16 protein-coding genes are annotated in these 21,883 nt (G+C 72.2%); 9 read left to right on the top strand and 7 right to left on the bottom strand.

Features of this window, described 5'->3' with window-relative positions; genetic code table 11:
- Window positions 1–35 precede the first annotated feature (35 nt).
- Complete coding sequence (locus AB0E94_RS08680) at window positions 36–2,804, top strand: BTAD domain-containing putative transcriptional regulator (RefSeq protein WP_360324072.1); 2,769 nt, start codon at window positions 36–38, stop codon at window positions 2,802–2,804.
- Here the strand turns inward: AB0E94_RS08680 and AB0E94_RS08675 are convergent.
- On the bottom strand, window positions 2,782–3,606 hold the full coding sequence (locus tag AB0E94_RS08675; RefSeq protein WP_360324070.1) for a hypothetical protein: 825 nt from the start codon (window positions 3,604–3,606) through the stop codon (window positions 2,782–2,784). The two genes, AB0E94_RS08680 and AB0E94_RS08675, sit on opposite strands and share 23 nt — an antisense overlap.
- 111 nt (window positions 3,607–3,717) lie before the next feature.
- On the opposite strand from AB0E94_RS08675, the gene AB0E94_RS08670 reads away from it, so the two are divergent.
- Together AB0E94_RS08670 and AB0E94_RS08665 are read left to right on the top strand one after the other, a co-directional pair.
- A complete protein-coding gene (locus AB0E94_RS08670) occupies window positions 3,718–4,515 on the top strand; it encodes a hypothetical protein (RefSeq protein ID WP_360324068.1) in 798 nt (265 codons plus the stop codon).
- Between the two features lie 5 nt (window positions 4,516–4,520).
- Window positions 4,521–4,892 (top strand): GntR family transcriptional regulator, encoded by a 372-nt coding sequence (locus AB0E94_RS08665; protein WP_360324066.1) that lies wholly within the window; start codon window positions 4,521–4,523, stop codon window positions 4,890–4,892.
- A 3-nt stretch (window positions 4,893–4,895) separates the two neighbouring features.
- Here AB0E94_RS08665 and AB0E94_RS08660 read toward each other — a convergent pair whose 3' ends face one another.
- A complete protein-coding gene (locus AB0E94_RS08660; protein ID WP_360324064.1) occupies window positions 4,896–5,324 on the bottom strand; it encodes a cupin domain-containing protein in 429 nt (142 codons plus the stop codon).
- Between the two features lie 130 nt (window positions 5,325–5,454).
- Between AB0E94_RS08660 and AB0E94_RS08655 the strand changes: the two genes are divergently transcribed.
- Window positions 5,455–7,311 carry a S8 family serine peptidase gene (locus AB0E94_RS08655; RefSeq protein WP_360324062.1) on the top strand — a complete coding sequence of 619 codons (1,857 nt, stop codon included), beginning with the start codon at window positions 5,455–5,457 and terminating at the stop codon, window positions 7,309–7,311.
- Window positions 7,312–7,322: 11 nt separating this feature from the next.
- Here the strand turns inward: AB0E94_RS08655 and AB0E94_RS08650 are convergent, their stop codons facing one another.
- Entirely contained in the window at window positions 7,323–9,233 is a 1,911-nt protein-coding gene (locus AB0E94_RS08650; protein WP_360324060.1) for a metallophosphoesterase, read from the bottom strand.
- 190 nt (window positions 9,234–9,423) lie between these two features.
- Between AB0E94_RS08650 and AB0E94_RS08645 the strand changes: the two genes are divergently transcribed.
- The 4 genes from AB0E94_RS08645 (at window position 9,424) to fxsT (AB0E94_RS08630) (ending at window position 15,666) form a co-directional block, all read left to right on the top strand.
- Complete coding sequence (locus tag AB0E94_RS08645; RefSeq protein WP_360324058.1) at window positions 9,424–9,765, top strand: hypothetical protein; 342 nt, start codon at window positions 9,424–9,426, stop codon at window positions 9,763–9,765.
- Window positions 9,765–11,252: a caspase family protein gene (locus tag AB0E94_RS08640; RefSeq protein WP_360324056.1), complete on the top strand. Its 1,488-nt coding sequence runs from the start codon at window positions 9,765–9,767 to the stop codon at window positions 11,250–11,252. Before AB0E94_RS08645 ends, AB0E94_RS08640 begins: the two co-directional genes overlap by 1 nt.
- A 54-nt stretch (window positions 11,253–11,306) precedes the next feature.
- Complete coding sequence (locus tag AB0E94_RS08635; RefSeq protein WP_360324054.1) at window positions 11,307–12,320, top strand: hypothetical protein; 1,014 nt, start codon at window positions 11,307–11,309, stop codon at window positions 12,318–12,320.
- Between the two features lie 130 nt (window positions 12,321–12,450).
- On the top strand, window positions 12,451–15,666 hold the full coding sequence (fxsT, locus tag AB0E94_RS08630) for an FxSxx-COOH system tetratricopeptide repeat protein (RefSeq protein WP_360324052.1): 3,216 nt from the start codon (window positions 12,451–12,453) through the stop codon (window positions 15,664–15,666).
- 12 nt (window positions 15,667–15,678) lie between these two features.
- Here fxsT (AB0E94_RS08630) and AB0E94_RS08625 read toward each other — a convergent pair whose 3' ends face one another.
- From AB0E94_RS08625 to fxsT (AB0E94_RS08610), 4 genes are all read right to left on the bottom strand, one after another.
- Window positions 15,679–16,911 carry an HEXXH motif domain-containing protein gene (locus AB0E94_RS08625; RefSeq protein ID WP_360324050.1) on the bottom strand — a complete coding sequence of 411 codons (1,233 nt, stop codon included), beginning with the start codon at window positions 16,909–16,911 and terminating at the stop codon, window positions 15,679–15,681.
- Window positions 16,908–18,113, bottom strand: a complete 1,206-nt coding sequence (locus AB0E94_RS08620) for an FxsB family cyclophane-forming radical SAM/SPASM peptide maturase (protein ID WP_360324048.1) — start codon at window positions 18,111–18,113, stop codon at window positions 16,908–16,910. The genes AB0E94_RS08625 and AB0E94_RS08620 overlap by 4 nt, the downstream gene beginning before the upstream one ends.
- The gene (gene fxsA, locus AB0E94_RS08615) at window positions 18,110–18,304 is read right to left on the bottom strand and encodes an FxSxx-COOH cyclophane-containing RiPP peptide (RefSeq protein WP_360324046.1); all 195 of its coding nucleotides are present in this window, start codon (window positions 18,302–18,304) and stop codon (window positions 18,110–18,112) included. Before fxsA ends, AB0E94_RS08620 begins: the two co-directional genes overlap by 4 nt.
- Before the next feature lie 154 nt (window positions 18,305–18,458).
- Window positions 18,459–21,290, bottom strand: a complete 2,832-nt coding sequence (gene fxsT, locus AB0E94_RS08610; protein ID WP_360324044.1) for an FxSxx-COOH system tetratricopeptide repeat protein — start codon at window positions 21,288–21,290, stop codon at window positions 18,459–18,461.
- A gap of 320 nt (window positions 21,291–21,610) precedes the next feature.
- On the opposite strand from fxsT (AB0E94_RS08610), the gene AB0E94_RS08605 reads away from it, so the two are divergent.
- Entirely contained in the window at window positions 21,611–21,841 is a 231-nt protein-coding gene (locus AB0E94_RS08605) for a hypothetical protein (protein ID WP_360324042.1), read from the top strand.
- The last annotated feature ends 42 nt before the right edge of the window (window positions 21,842–21,883 follow it).

Genomic DNA, 21,883 nt, shown 5'->3' with positions numbered 1-21,883 from the left:
GTGCCCGGCCCGGCATAATCGCGCGGGAGGTATGGGTGGCGGTCGATTTTCGGGTGCTCGGGGATGTCGCGGCGAGTGTGGACGGTGTGGCTGCCGGGGTCGGGCATGCTCGGCAGCGGGCGGTTCTTGCGGCTCTGCTGGTCGATGTGAACGAGCCGGTGCACGCCGACGCGCTCATCGACCGGGTGTGGGCCGGGCAACCGCCACGGCACGGGCGGACCGCCCTCGCGGGTTATCTGTCGAGGCTGCGGCAGGTGCTGGCCGGCGTGCCGATCCAGCGGGGTCCGGCCGGATACACGTTGCTGGCCGATCCGGACACGGTGGACCTGCACCGGTTCCGGCGGCTGGTCGCAGAGGCGCGGGCGGCCGCCGACGATGCCACCGCGGCGCGGCTTTTCGCGGCGGCGGCCCGCCTGTGGCGGGGTGAGCCGTTCGCGACGCTGGACACGCCCTGGTTCAACGATGTGCGCCGGGCACTCGAAGCCGACCGGCTCGCCGCTGAACTCGACCACAACGACGTCGCGCTGCGCCGTGGCGAACACACGCTGCTGCTCGGTGATCTCGCCCGCTGTTCGGTCCGGTATCCACTCGACGAGCGGGTCGCCGCGCAGGAGATGACCGCGTTGCACCGCAGTGGCCGGTCGGCCGCGGCGCTGGACCGGTACCGGCGGCTGCGGGCCCGGCTGGCCGACGAGCTGGGTATCGATCCGGGCGCCGGGCTGCGGGACCTGTATCAGGAGATCGTGGCCGGGGAGGTCCCGGCGCCGCCGTCGCCGCTGGTCCCGCGGCAGCTTCCGGCGGCGCCGCAGACGTTCACCGGGCGGGTCGCGGATCTGGCCCGGCTGGACGCCGCGCTGGACCGGGAACAGGCCACCGCCGTGGTGATCTCGTCGGTGACCGGCACCGCGGGCGTCGGCAAGACCGCCCTGGCGGTGCACTGGTCACACCAGGTGGCCGGTCGTTTCCCGGACGGTCAGCTGTACGTGAACCTGCGCGGCTACGACCCGGAGGCGCCGCCGCTGAGTCCCGCCGAGGCGTTGCTGGACCTGCTGGGAGCGCTGGCCGTCGAACCGGGACGCATCCCGCACGGTCTCCAGGCGCGCGGCGCCCTGTACCGCAGCCTGCTGGCCGGCCGCCGGATGCTGGTCGTGCTGGACAACGCCCGCGAGGTGGGCCAGGTGCGGCCGCTGCTGCCGGGTTCGCCGGGATGCGTGGTGGTGGTGACCAGCCGTCATCAGATGCCGGGGCTGATCGCCCTCAACAACGCCCAGCCCGTGGAACTCGGCCTGCTCACCGCGGACGAGGCGGCCGGGCTGCTCGCGCGGCGTATCGGCGGATCCCGGGTCGCCGCGGAGCCGGATGCGGTCCGGCGGCTCGTCGAGCGGTGCGCCCGCCTTCCGCTGGCGCTGGCGATCGTGGCCGGGCGTGCGGTGCTCAGTCCCGCGTCGTCGCTGGCCGAGCTCGCGGCGGAGCTGGACACCACCCTGTACGGGTTCGCCGGGGGCGACGCCGCGATCGACATCCGGGCCGTGTTCGACTGTTCGGTGCGTGCGCTGGACGCCCGGCCGGCGGCGTTGTTCCGGCTGCTCGGCGTGCACTGGGGCGCGGACGTCACGGCGCCGGCCGCGGCCAGCCTGGCCGGTGTCACGGTCGCCGAGGCGCAGGCGGCTCTGGCCGTGCTCACCGAGGCCAGCCTGATCCAGGAGCACCTGCCGGGACGCTGGCTGATGCATGATCTGCTCCGCGCGTACGCCAGAGAACTCGCCCAGGGTGACCCGGAGGCCGGCCGTGCCTGTGCCCGCCTCCTGGACCACTATGTGCAGTCGGCGCATCGCGCCGACCTGCTGGTCTACCCCTCCCGCGAACCGATCGAACCGCCGTCCGGCGCGGCCGGGGTGATCGCCGAGCGGTTCGCCGACCGTAATGCCGCCCTGGCCTGGTTCACCGCCGAGCACGATGCTCTGATCGGCGGTTTCGCGGTGGTGGGGGAGGGGGTCACCGACCCGGCGGTCTGGCAGCTGGCGTGGACCTTGTCGAACGTCCTCAACCTGCAGGGCCGGTGGAACGACCAGGAGCTCGCTCAGCGCAGCGCGGTCGCCGCGGCCCGCCGCCTCGGCGATCCGCTGCGGGAGGCGCACGCGTTGCGTGCGCTGGGCCGGGTGCGTGACGTGCTGGGCCGGGACGCCGAGGCGAGCGACGACCTGACTGCGGCTCTTGCGCTCTTCGACGCCGCCGGCGACCTGGCCGGTGCCGCTCAGACCAACGTCAACCTCGCCCGGATGTACGCGCGGCGCGGCGACCTCGAAACGATGCTGCTCCACGACGAGGCGTCGTTGCGGCTCTACCGGGAATCGGGCAGCCAGGCCGGCCAGGCCCGGGCGCTGAACAACATCGGCTGGGGGCTCGGCCAGGTCGGCCGGTACACCGAGGCGCTGGCGGCGTGCCGGGCGTCGTTGCGGCTCTGTCAGGAGATCGGCAACGTCCACGGCCAGGCCAACACGTCGCTGAACATGGCGCACATCAACGAGCAGCGCGGCGAGCGGGTGGCGGCGACCGAGGGCTACGCGGAGGCGGTGCGGTTGTTCCGGGAGGCGCATGACCGGCCGCAGGAGGCGAAGTGCCTGACTCTGCTCGGTGACTCGTGCAGCGCGGCCGGTGACCAGCGGCGGGCGTGCGAGGCCTGGCGGGAAGCGGTGGTCCTGCTGGACGAGCTGGGCCTGCCGGCCGGGGAGGTGCGCGCGAAACTGGCCCGGCACTCCGATGCCGGGCCAGCTCAGAGCGTCAGGGCGCGCAGATCGCGTTGACCTCGGTGATGCCGTGTGAGGGGGTGCCGCTCATGGCGCTGCCGATGCTGCTGCCGTTGCTCGACGGGAAGAGCTTCATCAGGAACACCGGGCCGGCGTCGAAGAACGGTCCGCCGCCGCCGACCGTGTGGACCGAGCCGCTGGTGCAGGAGGAGTTGGCCACGCTGCCCGAGGTCTGGAAGGTCTTGAGATTGGCGCCGGCGACCGGGTTGGCGCAGACGCCGTACGCGGTGAGCGTCCAGTTGCCGGCGAACCCGGTGGCGTCCTCGCGGGCGGTGACCAGTGACCGGGTCAGGCCGCTGTCGGCGCCGATGCGTTGCAGGCCGACCTCGTGGTTGCCGCTGAGGATCGTGGCGCCGGTGCCGAGCAGCTTCTTGCCGGTCGGGCAGTCGACGAACTTGGAGACGAACGTGCTGGAGGCCGCGGTGGACGTGGCCTGCACGATCTGGTGGCCGGCCGGTGTGGTCGCGCAGATCGCGTAACCCTCCAGCCACCAGTTCCCGGTGAATCCGATCTCGGCTTCGGCCTGTACGAAGTAGCTGCTCTGTGTCGAGCTGAGCGGTTCCAGCCGGATGAGGCGGACCTTGTTGGCGTCGTTGTCGAACGCCCACCCGCCACCACCGACGACCCGGGTCCCGCTGGGACAGACGGGGTTGACCTGTTTGAAGGCGGCGTTGTTGTTCGCCGAGGTGGCCACGACGCGGACGCGTCCCGGGATGGCTTCGGCGGGGGTGGCGACTACCTGCACACCCGCGGCGGCCAGGAGTCCGGCGACGAGGACGGCGAATCGGTTTGTTCTCATGCACGGCAAGTTAGGGATCGAAGTTTCGGTAATCCTTCGGCGGCTTTGACTTGTCGCAAGTCTTGTCGCAACATGGTGAGACAAGGTTTGCGACAAGGCGGGGAGGCTGCCATGCCGGGGAAGGTACGTCCGACACAACTCGAGATTGCGCGGCTCTGGCTGGCCGCGCGTGGCCTGACCGGCGTCACGCCGACACCGATGCTGGCCGCGCGCCTGACGGTCCGGCGGCGTGCGCGCCTGGGCGCCGCCATCCTGCCGGCCCTGTTCCTGATGGCCACCGCCCTGGTCTACGTGTCCGCCCTGCCGATCCGTCCCGCCGACGACGGGTTCGGCCCGCAACTGGTGGCGTTGACCGGGCTGGTCGCCGGGCTGGTGCTGGGCCTGGGGCTGCTGAACCGATGGGTGCGCCGGGTCGACCAGCAGGCCGGCGCGGACCTGCCACGACGGGCGGCCCACACCGTGCGGCCCGGCTGGCGGACCGTGCTCGGCGTCCCACGGGCCGCGTTCCTGGCGGTCACCTACGCGGGCGGTGCGGTGCTGACGGTCGCGGCGCTGACCGTGCGCGACGGCGCCGCGAGATATGCGGCGGTCATCCTGCTCATCGGGCTGTGCGGGGTCGCCGTCGGCACGGCCGTCCAGCTGCGCCACGTGTTCACCCACCCGGTGGTCGCCGACGACGAGGGCACACTGAAGGCCGACCTGCTCATGCGGGTCGAGGACGCGCGCGAGATGGCCGTGCCGACCGTGGTGTGGTCGCTGCCGGTCGTGTCGGTCTTCGACACCGGGCTCGATCCGTGGAACACCGGCTGGCTCGTCTTCATCGTCCTCAGCACTGTCGCGCTCGTCCTGATCACGGCCCGGGAGGGGCGCGCCGCCCTGGCCGCCCGGCGCGGCTCCAGCGCCCGGTGAGCCGCATGATCGTCATCGACTCGGCCTCGCCCGTCCCGCCGTTCGAGCAGCTGCGCGCCCAGCTCGCCGCACAGATCCAGGACCGCACGCTGGCCGTGGGCGCCCGGCTGCCGACCATCCGCCGGCTCGCCGGGGACCTCGGGCTGGCGGTCAACACGGTCGGCCGGGCGTACCGGGAGCTGGAGGAGGCCGGGCTGATCGAGACCCGCGGCGCGGCCGGCTCGTTCGTGTCGGCGGCCGGTGAGCAGGGGCGGGAACGGGCCCGTCGCGCCGCCGCCGAGTACGCCGCCGTCATCGCCAGCGTCGGCATCGACGCCACCGAGGCCGTCCGCATCGTCCAGGCGGCGCTCACCCAGGGCGTCCCCGATCCCACCTGACTCTCACTGGAAGCCACAGCCGGGATTCGGCGCGTCGTTGGCGAACGGTGAACCGGCCGGCTGGACATAGAGAACCTCGAGAACCAGGGGTGTGGTTCCGTGGTTGACGCCGATGTGGACGTAACCCGGGCCGCTCGACTCCTGAATGACGCCGCCGGGCTGGTACACGCCGTCGGATTTGCAGTCGGCGCCGTAATGGCTCAGCGTCCCTGCCTTGACCAGGCCGGACACCCGGCCGCTGTGCCAGTGCCAGCCGGTGGCCTGGCCGGGCGGGATGGTGATCTCCCGCAGGATCCAGTCGGTGCCGCCCGCCGTGACCTTCCTGATCACGGTGGCGGTCATGCCCGGTCCCGGTGGTGTCGCCAGGGCCGGCGAGCCGGTGGCCACCATCGTGGTGACGAGGAGACTGCCGGCGATCCTTCGCAGTTTCATTCTCATTTCCCTCTCTGCACGGACGATTCGACTGCGCTGCTCTGTCCAGCGGTGTCCAAACGATCACCACCGCGAGCGCCGGGACCCATAAGCTCCGGGTCCAACATGGACCTGCTTGGGGAGGCAGCTCTTGCTCAGAAATGGATCTCGTCGGCTGGCCGCCGTGATGGCGTCGGCCGTGGTCCTGGCACTCGGGATCGTGCCAGGACCGGCTCGTGCCGACGGCGCTGACGACATGGCCGGCCGGATCGCGGGGGCGAAGGCGGCGCCCGCGTCGGCCGAGCCCGCCTCGCCGGCCCGCCGCATCGACCGGGCCGCTCCGGCGGGCGGGCCGGCCCGCCACGTGGTCGGCTACCGGGCCGGCACCAGCGCGACGGCGATGGCCGGGCATCTGCGTGCCGCCGGCCTGAGCGGGCGGGCCAACGCCTCGCTGGCGAGCCTGGGCGCCCAGGCCGTCACCGTGCCGAAGGCCGACCTGGCCGGGGTGGCGGCCGCCCTCCGGGCCGATCCACGGGTCGCCTACGTCGAGGAGGACGCGGTGGTCACGGCCACCGCGGTGACGCCGAACGATCCGCTGTACGCGCAGCAGACCGAACTGCCGCAGATCACCGTGCCCGACGCGTGGAGCACCACCACCGGCTCGGCGGTCACGGTCGCGGTGGTCGACACTGGGGTGAGTCCGGTCGGCGACCTCGCCGGGGCGGTCGTGCCCGGCTACGACTTCGTCAACAACGACGCCGACCCGGCCGACGACGAGGGCCACGGCACGGCGGTGGCCTCGCTGATCGCCGGACGGGGCAACGACGGCGCCGGGATGGCCGGGGTCTGCTGGGCCTGCAAGGTTCTCGCGATCAAGACGCTCGACGCGACCGGCAGCGGACTGTCGAGCACCTCGGCCGCGGGCATCGTGTTCGCCGCCGACAAGGGCGCGAAGATCATCAACGTCTCGCTCGGCGGTTACACGGCGACCCAGGTGCAGAAGGACGCCGTGGCGTACGCCCAGAGCAAGGGCGCACTGGTCATCGCGTCGGCCGGCAACGACCTGGTGTCCGACAAGCTCTACCCGGCGGCCTTCGACGGGGTGCTCGCGGTCGGCGGCACCGACGAGGACAGCGAGCCGTACATCTTCTGCTGGCTGTGGTGTGAGGGCACCAACTACGGGCCGGACTGGGTCGACGTGGCGGCGCCCTGGTGCTCGATCGCGGCGAACCTCCCCGGCTACTCGACGCCCGAGACCGGCGACGAGTACGACGTGTTCTGCGGGACCTCCGGCTCGGCGCCGCTGGTCTCCGGGGTCGTCGCGCTGCTGAAGTCGAAGTACCCGGGCGCCAGTGCGGCGGCGCTCACCAGGGCGCTCACCTCGACCGCCAAGCCGACCCAGACCACGGGCTTCACCCAGTTCGGTGAGATCCGCGCCGGTGCGGCGATGGGGCAGGTCGACGTCACCGCGCCGCGGATCACCGGCGCCACGCCCGGACAGAACGCACGGTTCCGGGGCACGGTCACGGTCACGGCGACGGGGGTGACCGACTCCGGCTCCGGCGTCTCCTACGCGGCGCTGTACGCCAACGGCAAACTGGTCGGGAGGGACAGCACGGCGCCCTACGCGGTGAAGTACAACAGCGGCAAGGGCAACGGGGCGGTCGCCTTCCAGTGGCGGGTCGTCGACCGGGTCGGCAACACCGCGACGTTCAACCGGCAGTTGATCGCCGACAACAAGGCGCCGGCCGTGAAGATCACCAGCGGGCCGAAGAGCGGTGCCAAGGTCAAGGGCACGGTGACCGTGAAGGTGTCGGCGGGGGATGCCAGTGGTGTCGCCCGGGTCGAGCTGCTCATCAACGGCAAGGTGGTGGCGAAGGACGTCGCCGCGGCGTACGTCTTCAAGATCAAGGTTTCGAAGTTCCCGAAGACGATGAAGATCCAGATCCGGGCGGTCGACAGGGCCGGCAACACGGCGACCACGGCCACCCGTACCTGGAAACGCTGACACGGGCCGGCTCATCGGCGGGTCGAGGTCAGCCCGTCGGTGAGCCGGCCGTGCCCGGCGGTACGGGCCAGCACGATCCGGTCGATCTCGGTGTACGGCTGCTTCGTCCCGGGCAGCCCGTCCGCGAGAGTCCGCACGGTCAGGGTGGTCGGCTTCCCCGGCGCCGCGGGCACCGCGTCGATGGCCAGGAAGGCGTACCCGTCGTAGCGGACCTGCGACCAGTCGACCGACTCCGGCACCCGTGTCCCGCTCACCTGCCCGCCCTTGGCCGTGCTGGCCGGGGTGGCCGCCCAGACGTAGCTGTTGGCCACGGTCTCGGTGGTGTTCTCCGGGTTCGCCGGCCGGTAGCCGCGGTAGCGCTCACCCTCGGCCAGCGCCTGCGGGCCGGTGACCTTGACACCGTGGGGTGCGGGCGCAGCCGGACCGGGCGCGGGGCGGAACGGGTAGCGCGGCCGGCCCCCGGAACCGGCACAGATGTAGGTCACCCCGTCCACCGCCGGATGAATGGTGGAGCCGTCCGGTGCCGAGCGGGTCTTCCGGCCGTACCGGATGGGATCGGTCCTTTCGAATTGATGGTTGTGTCCCTGGATCGCCAGGTCGACCCGGTAGCGGGAGAAAAGCGGGTCGAGAATGTCGCGCACGCCGCCGTCGGAGGCATGGTTGTTCGACGTCGCGTACGCGCAATGGTGGAAGAACGCGACGATGAAGTCGATTCTGCTGCCGGACCGCCAGTCGGCCAGCGCCTTCTCGATCCACCGTGCCTGCGCGCCCTTGGAGTAGCCGGTGTTGGTCTGCAACTCGGCCGACAATTCGTTGGCGTCGATCGACAGGAAACCGATGTTGCCGTAGACGAACCGGTAGGCCGACGGGCAGTCGTGCGGCCCGTTCGACGGCATGTCGAGCCGGGCACGATGGCCACCGTAACCGTGCGAGCCGTGAATGGGCTCCATGTCGTGATTGCCGGTGGTGAACATCCACGGAATGTGCGCGGCCAGCGGTTCGATCTGATTCAGGAAGACATCCCAGACGTACGGGTTGAACATGTTCCGGCCCGGCGGCGCGGTCCTCGACATCGCGAGAGTGTTGTCGGCGGGCAGGCCGGAACCGGTCGGGTTGGCGTAACAGATGTCGCCCGCGAGCAGTGTGAACACCGGTCGCTGGGTGGCCATCAGGCCGACCTGGGTGACGGCCGGCCAGGGATCTGTGCCCCCGGCCCCGGCGATCGGGTCGGTGCTCCAGTAGGAGTTGTTGTCGAACACGCCGGCCGGCCAGGCGCCTTCGGCGCGCAGCACGGCGGCCGGCTGCTGGTGCCAGGAGTAACGCGGGTCGGTCGGCGCGTTGTGGGTGCCGACGTCGGCGAAGGCGGTGAACGTGAAGGGCTTGGGAACGCCGGTCGCGGGCGCGGCGGAGAAGTGCGCGTCGCCGCTGACGGTGCCGTCGGAGAGCCGGATCCGGTAGTGGTGGACAGCGCCCGGGTCGAGTTTGCCGAGCACGGCCTTGACGTAGAACTGGCTGCACACCGGGCCACCGGCGATCTTGTCGAGGCCGGTGAGGTGGTGGATGGCCGCGTCGTGGCGGGTGCCGTAGTCGCCGGGCTTGCTGCCGACCTCGACGACGGCACGCAGATCCTTCGGGAGCTTGCCGGTGCTGCTCACGAGCTGGGCGGTGACGGCCATCGTGTTGCCGGGCAGTCCGTCGGCGCCGGGCACGAACGACAGGTGCCGGCCGGCGACGACCACGCCGGCCTTGCCGGTCCGGCCGCCGCCGGCCGCGAACGCCGCCCCGGCCAGCCGGAACTGGCTCGCAGCGAGCCCGCCGGCCCCGGCCATCACCGCCTGCAACGCCGAGCGGCGGCTGATGCGGTGCCGGTTCAGCAGCTGCGTGTTCCGCTCGCTGTACTCGTCGATGGTGACAATGCCCATACCGCAGATATTGCAGCAAAACGGATGCCATCGGCGGCGACTCGCGTGGTGCCGGAGGCTGTCATCCGGCCGGGCGAACCTGCTCCCCGTGCGAGTCCGGCGACGGCTTCACGCAGTTCCGGAAAGGTAGCTTGTGCCCCGGCACGGCGTTCGGACCGTTGCCCTTCCTTCCTCCTGTGCGGGAGACTCTGTGCTGTTCGAGATCGCCGTCGACGGTGACGGCAACCACCTTGTGCTGCTGCGGGACTGGCTGATCGCGAAACCGGCGATCCGCCGCAACGCCACCGTCGGCCTCACCACAGCCGCCGCCGCACGGGGCACGATGGGCACCACCGCCGACCTGATCACACTCGTCGCCGACAAGGCCCTCGACGTCGGCAACCTGCTGGTCGCGGTCGCGGCGTTCATGCAGGCCCGCAAACAGGTGAAGAGCGTCCGGATCCGGCGCGGCGACGTCGAGGTCACCGTCACCGGAACCGACCGGACGGTGCTCGAAGAGGCGAAGAAGCTCCTCGAGGACGGCGCACCCTGATGCGCCTGCCCGACCCCGCCACCTCGATGGCCGTGCTCATCGGGTGCAGCCGCTTCGAGGGCATGGAGCCGCTGCCCGCGGTCATCCACAACATCAGCGACCTTCGTGACCTGCTGACCGACCCGCTCGTCTGGGGACTGCCCAGGGACCGGTGCGTGGTGATGGCCGAGCCGAGAAGCCCGGCCGACATCATCGACACCATCAACAAGGCCGCCCAGGCGGCCACCGACACGTTCCTCGTCTACTACGCCGGGCACGGGCTCCTCGACGACCGCGGGCGGCTGCACCTCGGCCTCGGCCAGACCGGAGATCAAAAGCCACACACCGCGCTTCCGTACGACTACGTGCGCGCCGCCGTTCAGCAGCACTCGAAGGCGGAGCTCAACATGGTCGTCCTCGACTGCTGCTACAGCGGCGGCGCGCTCAAGAACATGATGGGCGGCAGCATCGGCGCGGTGAGCGCGGTGGAGGGCGCCTACGTGCTCACGTCGTCGGCCGAGAACGAGCCGTCCATGGCGCCCCCCGAGGACAAGCACACCGCCTTCTCCGGCGAGCTGATCCGGCTGCTGCGCGACGGCCTGCCGGGCGCCGGGCCGTACCTCGGCTTCGACGAGGCCTTCCACCACCTGTGCCGGGAACTCGCCGCGAAGGACCTGCCGCAACCCCAGCAGGCAGTGCGCAACAGCCTTTCCGGGTACGCGTTCGCGCCGAACCGGGCGCATGCGGCGCCGCCCCCACCGCGGCAGTCCCGGCCGTCGCCTCCGCCGCAGTCCGGCCCACCGCAGTCCGGGCCGCCGCAGCGTGCCGACCCGGGTGGACGCCGACCCCGCCGGCCGCTGTCGCCTTCCACCCGGCGGACGGCCGTGGCCGGCACCCTGGCCCTGAGCCTGGCCGCCGGCGCCGCCGTCACGGTCGGCCTGATGAACAGCATGGCCAGCGACGCGGCCACCGAACGGACCGACGCGACCCGGCCACTGGTGTCCCCGACGGTGTCCGAGGTCCCGTCGCCCCCGGCCACCACCGGGACGTCACCGGCGCCGGCCGGCGGCGGGCCCCCGGCCGCGGTGGTCCCGGCCCCGCTCCAGCCGCTCACCAAGCAGACCGGCGGCACTTCGAGGCGCGAGCCGCAGTCGTCCGAGCCGGGTGCGAAGTCGCCCGCCACCACGTCGCCGACCACCACGGCCCCGGCCCCACTGGGCAGCCCGATGCTGGTCACCCCGCCCGACCAGATCGTCTACACCGTCCCCGACACGGTCAACTTCGGCTGGCAGGCGGTGGCCGGCGCATCGGTGTACACGCTGGAGACCGAGGCCGGCGACGGCGTGAGCTTCCAGCCGGTCGCCACCCACCGGGTGTCCGGCACCACCTTCAGCGAGGCCTGGCCGGGCTGGCAGAAGTTCCGCTGGCGGGTCACCGCGGAAGCCCCCGACGGGCGCCGCAGCGGCCCGAGCGAATGGCGCCACGCATTCAACAACGCCACCATGTGAACCCGCGGAAAGCCGACAATCCCCGGGTAGCGCGTCTAGGGCAAGATCAGTGGCATGGAGCGCAGACAGCGGCACACGTCGATGGCGCTGCTGGTCGTCACGGTCGGCACCCTCGCCCTGGTCGCGGCCAACGTACGGCTCATCGTGCCGGTCGGGGTGGGTGTGCTGCTCGCGTTCCTGTTCTGGCGCATCTCCTACGGCCTCAAGTTCGGCGCCTTCACCCTGGTGATCGCCCTATTGTGGCTGGCCGGGTGCGCCCCCGCCGAGTTCGGCTGGAGCATCCACTACCGAGTGACGGCCACGCTCGCCGCCGACAACGCCCAGTGGGACATCGTCGACGAGATCACCGTGCCGGCCGACCGGGTCGTCGAAGCAGTGTCGGACGACGGCGCCTGGTTCGGCGACCGGATCGACCCGGCGAACCGGGAGGAGTTCCGCCGCAAGCTCGAGGAGGACCTCCGGACCCTGGAGGGCATCCTCGCCAAGCAGGGCTGGACCTTCACCCGCATCCTGGACGGCGAGAAGGCCGTCTTCACCAGGCGCCGCAGCGCCGAGTCCGCCCAGACCGGGATGTTCCCGCTGGTGTCCCGGCAGTCGCTGGCGATCCCCGACATCGAGCTGTACCGGGCGAGACCGCTCAGCGCCTCCACCGGCCCCGGCTCCCCGGCCCCCTGGGCGCGACGGGTCGTCTTCACCCCGGCCGACGACTCCGAGATCATCATCGAGGCGGGCAGCAACGTCGTCGCGGCCACCGACCCACCGAGCGAGGCCAGGGAGATCCCGGCCGGCGAGCAGCGCCGGATCGTCGGCGGTCAGTCCGCGGTGGAGCTGAGCCTGCTGAGCCCGGTCTCCCGGCACGAGCCGGTCCGGAGCATCGCCCAGGTGTCCCTGGCCGAGTGGACGGGCTGGGTGCTCGCCTTCGTGTGGGCGCTCGTCCTGGCCATGGCCCAGGACGGCGTCAAGCAGGGCTTGGCGCGCCTCTTCGGCCGCGGGACCTCAGCGAACGGCCAGCCCGCCGCGTCGCCCGCCGGCCCTCAGCCGAGCCACCGGAAGCGACGCCGCACGTGACCGGAGGGCTGACCCGTCACCCGGCCCGGCACGGCCGTACGAAAACGCGCTGGGCGCCGTGAGCGTTTCCTCGCCTGTCCATTTCGGTTAGCCTGCTGGTGGCGTTGACACGACAGACGGGGAGAACTCCGTGTCGGATGTGCTGCCTGGCCGGGGCCAGCTCGACCGGTTGATCGAGTTGCTTCTCGTGGTGCCCGCGATGTCCGACTCGCGGGAGCGTGACGCCCACGTCGAAGCTCTGGCGGCCGCCCTGCGCCGTCCCACCGACTTCCCCCGGGCCGCCGATGCCCGTGACGACCTGGCCTCGGTGCTGCGGTCGTGTGTGATCTACACCGGCGCGCTGCGGCTGCTCGTCCAGGACATCCGTCGCCACCATCCGAGCGAGGCCAGCGATCGGGCGGCCACCGCGGCGGACGAGATCGTCGGCGGCGGCACCGTGCTGCTGTCTGGGCCCGATCGTGAGGCGTTGCGGCGGGCGCTCGTCGACATCCCGGTCAAGGATCTGTTCGACGCGATCGGCGACCTGAGCGAGGTTCCCGAGCTCAGCTCGGTGCAGGTGTGGCGGGACATGGTGGCGGTCATCCGGATCGCCGAGCGCCTGCCCAGCCCGCCGCACGGGGTTCCGCCGCTGGTCGCCTTCGTCGACCGGCTGGCCCACGTGGTCGCTGAGGACCGTTCCGCGGCGCTGCACGCGTGGATCGACTCGGTCGCCGGTGGTCTCGGCGTCACGCCGGCCGCGGTCGCCGCGCTGCACCCGGACGGCGCGGTCGTGCCGGCGGTGCCCGCACCGGTGGCGCCGGCCCCGGAGACCGGGCGGATCTGGGGTGACGTGCCGGGCCGCAACCGGAACTTCACCGGGCGGGTCGAGCTGCTCGAACAGCTTCAGCGAGCGGTCCGGACCAGCTCCAAGGCGTCGGTGCTGCCGCAGACCCTGCAAGGCCTAGGCGGCGTCGGCAAGACCCAGCTGGTCATCGAGTACGTGTACCGCCACGCCGAGGAGTACAAGCTGATCTGGTGGGTCGCCGCCGAGCAGACCTCCACCATCCTGTCGTCGCTGGCGCGGCTCGCGTACCAGCTGGGTCTGCCGAACATCGACGACCGCCCGCAGACCGCCGCCACGGTCCTGAGCATGCTCGCCGACAGTGACTTCCCGTGGCTGATCGTCTACGACAACGCCGACGATCCGGACACCATCGACCAGTTCATGCCGTCCAAGGGCGGGCACGTCATCCTGACCACCCGTAACCAGCAGTTCGCGGCCATCGGCCCGTCGATCGTGGTCGACGTGTTCGACCGGGCCGAGAGCGTCGAGCTGTTGCGCAAGCGCAGCCGTGACCGCGAGGACCAGCCGTCGCGGATCAGCCCGGAGGAGGCGGATCTGCTGGCCGGCAAGCTCCACGACCTGCCGCTGGCGCTGGAGCAGGCGGTGGCGTGGCATCTGGCCACCGCCATGCCGATCAAGGAGTACATCGAGCTGCTCGACGGCCACATCGCCGAGCTGCTGGCCGAGGGCAAGCCGGCCAACTATCCGTGGTCGGTGGTCGGGTTCGTCAAGCTGGCCCTGGAGCGGTTGCGCGCGGAGTCACCGGCGACCGCCCAGATGTTCGAGCTGTTCGCCTACCTCGGTGGTGAGCCGGTGCCGGTCTCGCTGCTGCGGTACGGCAAGGACGCCGACATCCGGCAGCCGCTGCGGGAGACGCTGGGCAACTCGGTCCGTACCAACCGGCTGACCCGCGACCTGAACCGGCACGGGCTGGCCAAGCTCGACGCCGCCCAGCGGTTGCAGGTGCACCGGCTGGTGCAGGTGGTGCTGCGGGAGACGCTGCCGGCCGACGAGGCCGCCGCCGCCCTGCTCGACGTGCAGAACCTGCTGGCCCGGGCCAACCCCGGCGACCCCGACGAGCACCCCACCGAACACGCTCGCCAGCGGGAGGTGGGTCCGCACCTGGCCACCGCCGACATGGTCAATTCGAGGGTCGTCGAAGCCCGGCAGGCGGTGCTCGACCACGCCCGCCTGCTCTACCTCGACGGCGACTACGAGAACAGCCGGCTCATGGCCGAAGGCGCGGTGAAGGTCTGGGAGACGGAGGACTGGCACCCGCGGCTCGGCCCGTCCGGGGAGTTCACCCTGCTGGCCAAGGGGCAGGTCGCGAACGCCGCCCGGACCCTGGGTGACAGCGCCTACGCCGCCCGGGTGGCCCGGGAGGCGTACGACGGGATGCGGACCAGCCCACTGCTCGGCCCGGACCACGAGTTCACCCTGATCACCGGCAACCAGGTCGGCGCCGACCTGCGGATCGCCGGGAGCTACCCGAAGGCGCTGGAGTTCGAGCAGGAGTCCGTCGACCGGCACGTGGACCTGTTCGGGCCGACCGACACCTACACCCTGCGAGCCCGGACCAACCTCGCCGTGAACTACCGGATGATCGGTGACTTCACCCGGGCGCTGGCCATCGACGCCGAGACCGTGCGCCACTGGCAGGACGCCGGCGGCGCCGACTTCCGCGAGCTCGAAGCACGGATGAACGTGGCCCGCGACTACTACGGGATGGGCGCCTACAAGACCGGGCTGGCCGAGCTCGAACGCTGGTTGCAGCCGTTGCAGGACACCCTCGAACCGGGTCACCGGCTGGTGCTGCTGGCCGCGCGGACCCACGCGATCATGCTGCGCAAGGCCGGGCGGATCATCGAGGCGCTCGAGGTGATCCGGCAGAACCACCAGGCCACCGAGGACCGGTTCGGCGAGAAACACGAGTACACGGTGGCCGCCATGGTCAGCCGGGCCAACGCCCTGCGGCAGCTGGGCGAGCTGTCCGAGGCCGACGGGCTGCTGGACACGGCGATCACCCGGTACGCGACCGACTTCGGCGAGGAGCACCCGCTCACCCTGGTCGCCCGGGTCAACCGGGCGATGGTGTGGCGCGCCCAGGAACGCCACGACGAGGCGCGGGAGCGGGACGAGGCCGCCTACCGGTCGTTGACCGCGGTGCTGGGGGAGGACCATCCGTACACGTTGTGCGCGGCCACGGCGTACGCGACCGACCTGTCGCTGGCCGGACGGCACGACGAGGCGCTGCGCCTGTCCACCGGGATCATCCAGGCCAGCCAGCGGATCGCGGGTGGTGGGCATGAGGCTCGTGAGGGCGCCGCGCACCCGTACGTGCTGATGCGGGCCGTGAATCTGGCGCACGACCTGCGGGCGGTCGGTGACCGGATCGAGGCCGAGGCGCTGTTGCAGGAGTCGCTGTCCGGCTTGCGGCGGTCACTCGGCCCGACCCATCCCGAGGTGGTCGCCGCCGAGAACGGCCTGCGCAGCGAGGGCGACATCGAGCCGCCGCCGACCTGAGAGCCCGTGCGTTCAGGCGTTACGGGTCAACCACGCCTGCCGGGTACGCTCCAGCGCCTGCTCCGCCTCGCCGGCTGCGGCGGGCGTGACCGTCTCGGCCAGGAACCCGTCGACGACGGTTCGCAGCCGGGTCGCGAGCCGGCGGCCGTCCGCGGTGAGCGCGCCGGCGTGTTCGACGGTGTCCAGCGCCCGGTCGACCTGGAGCCGGGCCTTGGCGAACTCCCGTTCGGCGAGCGCACCGGAGGCGGCGTCGCCGCGCAGCGCCCGCCAGGTGTCGGCCACGCCGACGAACGCGTACACGCCCTGGAGCAGCCCGGCCAGCGGCCGCGGGTCGACCCGCCACGGCGCGAAGTAGCGTTGCTCGTCGTCCGGGTCGCTGAGCGTGGTCAGGTCGAGGACGGCGCTGAGTTTGGAGTGCTGGAACTCGTGCACGAGCGTGACCGCGAACTCGGTCGGCGAGGCGGGCCGGGTCAGGCCGAAGGCGCCGAAGGCGTGCCGGAGCGTGGCGCTGCGTGAGGACTGCCCGTCCTGGTCGATCAGCGGCACCAGGGTGCGCAGCCCGGCGGCCAGTTCGTCGGCGCGCTCCGGCGCCCGGGCGGCCAGCAGGGTCCAGGCCTCGTCGAGCAGGCGCTGCCAGCGGGCCACCTCACCGGCGGACAGTCGCGGGGCCGGCGGCGCGTGGTGCCCGTGCCGGTACGGGTCGAGGTCGTCCAGCCCGAGCCGGATCGTGCGTTCGCCGTACGCCGAGGTCAGGTATCGCACCGGCAGCATTCCCGCCGCCGGGCCGCCGTCGACGGTGATCCGGCCGTCCCGGGCGGCCGCCCGGGTGCTGTCGCCGCCGGGCACCGGCACCGCGCCGACGCCGGGCAGCGCGACCAGCCCGTCCCGGACCGGCACCTCGGCCTCGACGTCGATGCCGGTGGCCGCCCCGGCCACCACGAGCACCGCGCCGAGCTGGGTGAACTCGGCCCGGGCGAAGCTGTCGTGCCGGACCGCCCGGCAGGCGATCGACGCCCACGCGCCGACCAGGGGAGCGCTCAGCACGTCGGCGGCGCGGACCGCGTCCAGCGTGGCGGCCAGCCGGTCGCCGTCCGGCCCCGGCCAGTTGCTCAGCAGGTAGCCGATCATCATCAGGTGTTTGCTGCGCTGCGCGGTCAGCAGCGCTGTCACGCCGGACGCCCCGCCGCCCCCGGTGGCCAGCAGGTCGAACTGCTCCGGCGCGAGCTGGTGATAGGTGGTGGTCACGACGGCGCTCCGATAGGTCGTTGCAGGTCCGCGGTGACCCGCGTGTGGATGTGCCCGATCAGTTGCAACATGTCGGCGCAGTAGACACTCGGGTTGCGGAACCCGGCGCCGGCCCGGTAGCGGTGCACGTAGTGGCCGCCGCCGCAGATCTGCTGGACCGGGCAGGCCCGGCAGGCGGGGGCGAGCGCGTCGGTGCCCAGTTGACGGGCGGCGTACCCGGGATCGGTCAGCAGGTCGTCAAGCTCGTCGGTGCGGATGTCAAGGCCGGTGCGGGCGGCGCCGTCGTAGGCGCTCTTGAGTGAGTCGACCAGTTCGATCGCGCCGTCGGTCTCGATCACCGCGAGCGCGATCGGGCTCAGGCCGGCCTGCTCGGAGTGCCCGGCGCCGCCGAAGAGCATGTCGAGCAGGTCGTCGAAGAGCCGGACCCGTGGTGGCGCGGTGTCGCCGTACCAGGCGTCGAACGCGGCCACCAGCCAGTCACCGTGCCCGCGCTGGGCCGGGGGAGTGGTCCAGTTGGCGTGCGGCAGCAGGAAGTCGATCAGCGGCGGTTCGAATTCCCGCAGGTAGGCGTAGGTGGCGACCGGGTCGGTGTCGGGGGAGACGGTGCAGAGGACACCCGCGTACGCCGAAGGCGCCGCCTGCAACCGGCGCAGCCCCGCCGCGACCGCGGCCGACGTGCCCCGCCCGTTGTGGGTGACCCGGTGCCGGTCGTGGTCGGCGGGCACGCCGTCGAGGCTGATCCCGGCCCGGATCCCGTGCCGCGCCAGCGTCGCCACCATCGTGTCGCTCAGCTGTGTCCCGTTGCTCTGCACACCGATGTCGGCGCGGCAACCGTCCGGCAGGGCGGCGCGCAGCTGGGCGGCCATCTCGCCGAGCCGGCGTGGGCCGAGCAGCAGCGGCTCGCCGCCGTGCAGGATCACCCGCAGGCGGTCCAGGCCGTGGCGGCGCGCGTGCCGGCCGAGCGCGGCCAGCGTCGCCTGCCACACGTCGTCCGGCATCACCGCCGGGCGGTCGCGCCAGGAGCGGTCGGCAAGTTCGTAGACGTAACAGTAGTCGCAGGCCAGGTTGCAGCGCTGATGGACCTTGAGGACCACGTCGCGGACGGGGTGCGGGGCGGGGCCGGTGAGGTCGAGCTCGGCGTACGGCCAGGGGGCGGCGCGGCGCTGCGCGGCGTGGACGTCGGCGACCGACGGCCGGCTCATGACGAGGCGAACGAGCTGAACGCAGACAGCACACCGTTCGGGTCGTCGAGGCTGTCCAGCACCCGGCGCAGACTTCGGCTCAGCGCGGAGTCTCGGGCGGCGGCGATCTCGGCGGCCGGCATGGTGCGCACGTCGAGCAGAAGCGTCTCTCCGGATGCGCGGTCAGCGCCTTCCTCCGGCACGGCGTTCACTGTGGTCTCCCCTCTGTCGGTGCCCGACGCTCCGTGGGAAGGCGACGTGCGCCGTAGTATCTACCACTCCAGCATGATCCTGCGAAGCCGCATAGCGCGGTAAATCGGGCTAATGTCGGCACAGTTGACAAAACTTGACAACACTCCTGCCACCTCAGGTGGACGGCGTCTCGACAGGGCCTTCCAGTCGCAGGCCGGCGTCGATCCGGCCCAGGAACGGGTGCTGGTCGCCGAAGATCCGCTCGACCGCCGGCCTGATCGTGGCCCGCAGACGGTCCGCCTCGCCGCCGAGCCCGGTGGCCCTCAGGTCGATCACCAGGTTGGCGCCGGCGACGAGCGATTGCGGGTGTTCCGGCCCACGGTGCCGGGAGGAGATCTGGTACGCCTCCCGGGAGATCGGCGCCGCCGTGGTCGACCGCGAGGTCAGCGCATAATCGCTGGCCAGACCGACCATCGCGGCCACCCGGAAGGGATGCCAGGTGGGGAACGCCGCCCGCAGCTCCACCGCGGCCACCCCGTCGAGGTGCCGGGCCCGGCCGTAGTCGCCGCCGGCCCGCAGGATCGCGGCCAGGTTGAGCTGAGCGGCCAGACTGAGCGGATTGCGCGGGCCCAGCGTCCGGCGGTAGACGTCGAGCGCGGCCTCAGCGAGCGCACGGGCCTCGCCGACCGCCCCGCACTGCCGCAACGTCGCGGCCAGGCTGACCTGAGCCGCGAGGGTGTGCTCGTGCTGTTCGCCGTACTGCCTGACGCACGCGTCGACATGGTCGCGCAACTGGTCGGCGGCGGTGCCGGCGTCACCGAGCTCGCGCTGGGCCAGGGCCACCGTCCGTACGCAGAGCATCAGCCCGCGATCGGACGCCACCGCCTGATCGTCGCAGGTGGACAGCACCTCCAGAGCCTCGGCGTAACGCCCCAGCCCGTAGAGGTCCTCCCCGAGCGCATTCGTCGACAGCAGCGTGCGCCAGTCACCCGGCCCCCGCTGGTCCCGGTGCTGCTCGAGGGTCTGCCGGTCGTTGTGCTCGGCCGCGGCGAAGTCACCGAGCAGCCGGTGGCTGACCGCGAGGTGGTGCCGGCTCATCGCCGCCCGGCCGGACGCCTGACCCTCCCGGCTCACATGACCCTGATGGATCTCCTCGGCAAGCTCCAGGGCGAGCGTGTACTCCCCGGCGATGCGGAGATCAGCGCTGTGACCGTCGCTCATCTCCAGCGTGTAGAGGTGGCCGTCGCCGAAGATCGGGTCGCAGCGCAGCTGACTCAGCCCGGCGGCGGTCAGGTCCCGGGCCTGGTCGTACTCACCGAGGGCACGCAGCGCGTTCGCCCATTGCAGCGTGACCCCGAGGACCAGCGGGTTCAGCGAACCCATGAGCGTCTCCTCGCGCCACCTCGCGACAGCGGCCCGGGCCAGCTCCACCGCCACGCCGTTCTCGCCGCGCAGGTGGTGGTAGCGGATCAGGTGGTAGACCGCCTCCCGGGCCGGGCCGAACCGCGACTCGATCAGCTCGGCCGCGGCCACATGCACCGCGATCGCCGCGTGCGCCTCACCCGAGCGCACCTGGTCGGGCACATCGTCGGGGAAGCCCGGGTCGGCCGCGGCCAGCAGCGCGTGCACGTCGTCGCGGGCCCGCTGGGCGGCGGTGAGATCCAGACACTGCCACAGGGCGGCCCGGATCGCCGGGTCGACCTCGATGCTGCCGGTGTCGTTGTGCAGCCGGGCCAGCCCGCGCCCGGTCACCTCCAGCAACGCCTGCAGGCGCCGCACCTCCTGCTGCAGCGCCGCGGAGATCGGCGGCGGGCTCTCCCCGGCCAGGCCCCTCTTCAGCAGGGCGGGCGGCACCGGCACCGGGGCGAGCACCGCGAACAGCTCGAAGATCTCGGCGGCGAGCTCGTCGGCGGCCCGCAGCCGGGCCAGGGCGGCGTGGACCTCACCCTTCAACGTGCCCGGATAGCCGGTGGGCCGGCCGCCGGTCACCTCCTCGGCCAGCGCCAGCGGCAAGCGGCCGACCCGCGCCACGACCGCGTCCGGGTCGGCCAGACCGCGCCCGGCGACGAACTTGCGCGCCTCCTCGGCGGTGTACGCCGGCACGGTCAGCCCGTTGCTGGTGCCGTCCTGCGCCCAGCCCGGATCCCGGCTGGTCACGATGACATGGCCGCCGACCGGCGGAATCAGCCGCCGGATGTTCTCGTCGCCGGCACCGTCGAAGATCAGCAGAAAGTCGCCGGGCACGGCAGCGAGCCGGCCGCGCACCGCGTCGGCGGTCTCGGCGGCGCTCGGCCCCGGCCGCACCGCCAGTGGAGCGGCCAGGGCGGCCATCGCCGCCTGGGCCTCGGCGAGGGACCGCGCCGGAATCCAGGCGATCGTGGTGTACCGGCCGCCGCGCGACCTGGCGTAGCCCAGCGCGAGCTGCGACTTCCCGGAGCCGATCATCCCGTGCAGCACGAGCGGGACGCCCGGGTGCGTGGTGAGGATCGCGTCCATCTCGTCGAGCAGGCCGGAGCGCTCGATCCCGTCGGTGGCACGGGTGGGCAGGCCGATCGGCGCGGGCAGGCTCGGCGCGGCGGAGGGGGTGGGCAGGGTGCGCGGCAACGGGCGGTTGACCGCGAGGCTCGGACGGTCAGCGGGCGCCACCGGCGGGCGTCGCGGCTCCTCGGGCGGTGCCGGCGTCCCCGAGCGGGCGGCCGCCCACAGCCTGTTGAACGGGGCCTCCTCGTCGCGGAACGCCCGGGACTGCACCGACAGGTGGCACAACCCGGCGACGACGGCGCGGGTCTTGCCCCACGCGGGCACCGGCCGGCCGCGCAGCAGGGCGCTGACCGTCTCGTGCGACACCGCCTCGAACGCGCGGCTCGGGAGCACAAGGCGGATGACGTCGCTGATCTGGCGGCTGGGCGGTTGGCCGGCATCGTCGTACAGCTGGTGCAACGCCTGAACGAAGTCGCGCAACGCACCGGGCGCAAGACTCTCCGGGCCCGGCATCTCGATCGCCACGCAGCACGCTCCCCTGAGGTCGTGCCAACCTACGTCAAGTTGTGTCAAGTGACAGGATGGCATGCGCGGCCGAGGGCGAACAACGGGTTCGTGCCCGGGCCCGGTCACCGGTCGCACACCCCGCGCCGAAGCCGCCCGATCTCGGGGTCTTCGCCCGTGTCGCTCCAATCGACACATTCGCGTCGCTGAGATCAGTCGACCGGACACAAAGCACTGTCAAATGCTGTCGCAGTGCGGTCCGCAGCCCTACACAGTGGCTCTGACCTGGGCGATCGTTGACTCAACCAATCGATCGTTCCGGTCCACTCCGAGGAGCCACAGTGTCCCCTCTGTTCGATCCCGCCGTTCTCATCCCACTGTTGTCCGCCGCGGTCCTGCTGCTCGGGCTGAGCCGGGCGATCCTGCACATCCTGTTCGGCGTCGTGGGCCTCTTCTCCCGCAACCGCCTGCGCCGCGCCGACGCCCGCCGCCTGCTGGAGATCGTCACCAAGGCCCCGCAGGACCGTCCACCGCAGGACGGGGACGGTCCGGGCGGCGGGTCCACGGCCTGAGCGCTCGACGCAACACGATGGGAGCGGCGGGCCCCCGCGCGG

Origin of the sequence: Actinoplanes sp. NPDC026670, from assembly GCF_040638175.1 — a bacterium.
GTDB lineage: Bacteria > Actinomycetota > Actinomycetes > Mycobacteriales > Micromonosporaceae > Actinoplanes.
This window is presented reverse-complemented; position numbering and strand designations above follow the sequence as displayed.